A 3,528-nucleotide genomic window follows, 5' to 3' on the forward strand; every position below is an offset into this window, starting at 1 on the left:
CTCAGCATATTTATCAAGCTTTGCTTTTAACGCCTTATTTTCTTCATATGTAACCTTAATATCTTCTACATTCTGAAAGAAGCCCGCAACATATTGTGCGGGTTTCTCGAATACCCTTTGCACAACCCCAATTGAATCTTTAACAAATTGCTCAGGCCAGCTCAGTTTTTGGCGATCTTTAATGGAAAATCCAATCAATGCCACGAGAAGAATAATACTCACTAATAACACAATTAATCGTTTGTTTAAGAAAAACTGTGGCATATTTACACCCTCTTAAATCAACTTAATTTTGTTTTGAAGAGATTAATATTATCAAGAGCTTTTCCTGTTCCAATTGCAACACAGTCGAGTGGATTTTCCGCTACTAGGACAGGCATATTTGTTTCTTGACTTATAACTTTATCTAAATTACGAAGAAGCGCACCACCGCCAGTTAAAACAATACCACGATCCATAATATCCGCAGACAGTTCAGGAGGCGTCTTTTCAAGTGTATTTTTAACGGAATCAACAATGGCATCAACTGTATCTTTAAGAGCCTCTGCCACTTCCTCTGGACGAATTAAAACAGTTTTTGGCAAGCCTGTAATTAAATCACGTCCGCGTATTTCCATTGGCTCAATTCCTTCAGGATTTCCCGCAGACCCTACTTCAAGCTTTAGTGTTTCTGCAGTGCGTTCCCCAATCATTAAGTTATAATTTTTCTTAATATACTGCATAATAGACTCGTCCATTTCATCACCGGCTACTCGTATCGATTGGCTCGTAACAATACCACCTAATGAAATAATGGCAACCTCAGTCGTACCACCACCAATATCAACAACCATACTTCCTGTTGGCTCCCAAACGGGTAAGTTTGCACCGATTGCAGCTGCGAACGGTTCTTCAATCGAATATGCATCGCGAGCTCCAGCTTGACGAGTTGCGTCGATTACTGCCCGTTTTTCAACAGCCGTAATACCTGATGGAACACACACCATAACATATGGTTTACGGGAGAAAAAGCCATTTGATTTTTGTGCTTGTTGAATATAATGCTTCATCATTGCCGCTGTTGTTTCATAATCAGCAATTACACCATCTCTCATCGGGCGAAGAGCAACTACATTACCAGGTGTACGTCCAATCATTTTCTTTGCGTCGTTTCCAACTGCAACAATTTGCTTCGTGCCTGTATGCATAGCCACAACTGACGGTTCGCGTACAACGATTCCTCTTCCTTTTACATACACAAGAGTATTTGCAGTTCCTAAATCAATACCTAAATCTTTTGTAAATCCACCAAATCCAAACATTTCTGTATCTTCCTTTCTAAAACGAAAATACTTTGCTTTTTATTTTAAAAAACAAAACGTTTCTATCCCTCATATTTACTATTGTTAGCTAATCTGTATAAAAAACTCATAAAACACATTATAAATCAAAACAGAAAAATTGAATAGTGTTAAATATAACCCTTCTCTTTCAAGCTAACGAAACGATGCTCCCCTATAATAACATGGTCGAGTACTTCTACCCCCATTATTTTACCACACTCAGCTAATCTTTTGGTAACTTCTATATCTTCTCGGCTAGGGGATGGATCTCCTGATGGATGATTATGAAGACAAATAATAGAGGCTGCTGACCGGCGAAATGCTTCGCGGAATACTTCACGAGGATGTACTATAGATGCATTTAAACTACCAATAAATATGGTTTGTCGATGAAGAACTTGATTCTTCGTATTTAAATATAGACAAACAAAGTGCTCCTGAACAAGAAAACGCATTTCTTCCATCATATACTTCGCACAATCTTCAGGATTCCGAATGCTGTATCTTTCTTTATATTCTAACCGAACCATTCGCCTGCCGAGCTCAAATGATGCTAGCAGTTGTGCTGCTTTTGCTAGACCGATTCCGTTAATATTAGTAATTTCTTCTACGGTAGCATCTTTTAACAAACGTAATCCATCAAATTGAAGCAAAATTCGCCCTGCTAATGTAAGAACCGATTCATCCTTCGTTCCTGTTCGAAGAAGGATAGCAAGCAGTTCTGTATTCGATAGGCTATCGGCACCTTCTGTGAGTAATCTTTCCCGTGGCTGATCTTCCTTAGCAACTTCACGCAGCATACTCAACCTCATTCCTCCTCATAGAAATGTTTTCAGTTCCCTAGCAATTCTAGCGACGGGTAAGCCAACTACCGAATAATAGTCCCCCTTGATTTCTTTCACAAACAATGCGCCTTTTCCTTGTATCCCATAGCTACCTGCTTTATCGTATGGTTCATCTGTATCGAGGTAAGCTTCTATTTCAGCATCTGTTAAAGAATAAAATGTTACTTCTGTTTTTTCATAAAATGAAATTTTTTTATCTTTGCTAATTATCGCTACTCCTGTAACTACTTCGTGTGTATGTCCAGACAAAAAACGCAACATCTTTTCTGCATCTTGTTTATTTTTTGGTTTGCCTAATAATTGAGATTCGTATGTAACAATTGTATCAGCCCCAATAACGATTGCATCTTCAAAATGTCGATGAACTTCGCTCGCTTTTTGTAAGGCTAATCCCATAGCTGCAGTGTAAGAATCATCCCAATTATCCAACCTTTCTTCCATTTCACTTACTTCGATTGAAAACGGAACAGAAAGCAAACTAAAAAGTTCCTTACGTCTTGGAGATCCAGACGCTAAAATTATACGTTTCATCGTTGTCACCTACTTACTTTCTGTAAAAAAAGATATAGTATCATCGTAGCAAAGAACATCTATCTTCACAACCTAAGAAAATCCGGTTTTCAACTCTGTATTACATAGAAAAAACGAAAGAACTACACATTCTTTCGCTACTAATTCTCTACTTTTAAATTTTTAAATATGATGGTGTGATTTTCTAATTAGTTGGATGTTACAATTTTTTCATAAATGGTAAGTCCGTCTACTACTGTTTGCTGCAATTTCATAAAGGATTCCTCTGTTTTTTTCGTTTTGTAATCATTCAAAGCGTCACTTGATGCAGAAAGACTTGTCATTAGTTGTTTAACATCCTCTTGTTGTACAGTACTTCCTTCCTTTGTGATGTTTTCACGTTCTTTATTCATCTGGCTCCATTTTGCTTCATCCATACTCCCTGTTACATATAGTTGTGTACTTTGCTTCACGATATTTAGCAAGATGGATTCTGATTTTGCAATAAGCGATGCATTATATTGTTTTGGAACGGTTGTTTGTTGAATCGACCACTCTTTCACATAAAAACTAATGTTTTTCTTAGAAAGCAAGTCTCCCATTTGCTTTGCGCTTGTCCCATCATTACTAACAAACGTTACAAGATAATATTTTCCAGTTTCTTGTCTCATCGCTACTGGTATGCCTTTCGCTTTCATGGCATCAAGCGTAGCCTGTCCCTTTTCTTTGGAAGAAAATACTCCTGTTTGTAGAATAGAGAATTTGACAGGCTGCAAAGCAATCGTATCCTGCTGAACTACTTGTTGTTTGGCTACAATGGCATTTGGTTGCTTTCCTTGCGTTTGGCTATC

General features: G+C 37.7%; 4 protein-coding genes and 1 pseudogene. All 5 read right to left on the reverse strand.

What is annotated here, in order from left to right:
• Positions 1 to 264 (reverse strand): annotated as a pseudogene (locus tag AC11ZT_RS10175) (rod shape-determining protein MreC); the annotation flags it as partial.
• A gap of 17 nt (positions 265 to 281) precedes the next feature.
• Positions 282 to 1,301 (reverse strand): rod shape-determining protein, encoded by a 1,020-nt coding sequence (locus AC11ZT_RS10180; protein WP_379965818.1) that lies wholly within the window; start codon positions 1,299 to 1,301, stop codon positions 282 to 284.
• Positions 1,302 to 1,450: 149 nt separating this feature from the next.
• Positions 1,451 to 2,122, reverse strand: coding sequence for a RadC family protein (radC, locus tag AC11ZT_RS10185; protein WP_484059487.1), 672 nt, complete (start codon positions 2,120 to 2,122; stop codon positions 1,451 to 1,453).
• Between the two features lie 18 nt (positions 2,123 to 2,140).
• Positions 2,141 to 2,698: a Maf family protein gene (locus tag AC11ZT_RS10190; protein ID WP_484059485.1), complete on the reverse strand. Its 558-nt coding sequence runs from the start codon at positions 2,696 to 2,698 to the stop codon at positions 2,141 to 2,143.
• Positions 2,699 to 2,886: 188 nt separating this feature from the next.
• A partial coding sequence (locus AC11ZT_RS10195) for a hypothetical protein (protein WP_484059486.1) occupies positions 2,887 to 3,528 on the reverse strand: 642 nt, incomplete at its 5' end.

The sequence above is a fragment of the Ectobacillus sp. genome, assembly GCF_056992975.1.

Excerpts from the sequence above, each read along its gene's own strand:
- AC11ZT_RS10180 (WP_379965818.1), bottom strand. The coding sequence starts at position 1,301 with ATGTTTGGATTTGGTGGATTTACAAAAGATTTAGGTATTGATTTAGGA.
- radC (WP_484059487.1), bottom strand. The coding sequence starts at position 2,122 with ATGCTGCGTGAAGTTGCTAAGGAAGATCAGCCACGGGAAAGATTACTC.
- AC11ZT_RS10190 (WP_484059485.1), bottom strand. The coding sequence starts at position 2,698 with ATGAAACGTATAATTTTAGCGTCTGGATCTCCAAGACGTAAGGAACTT.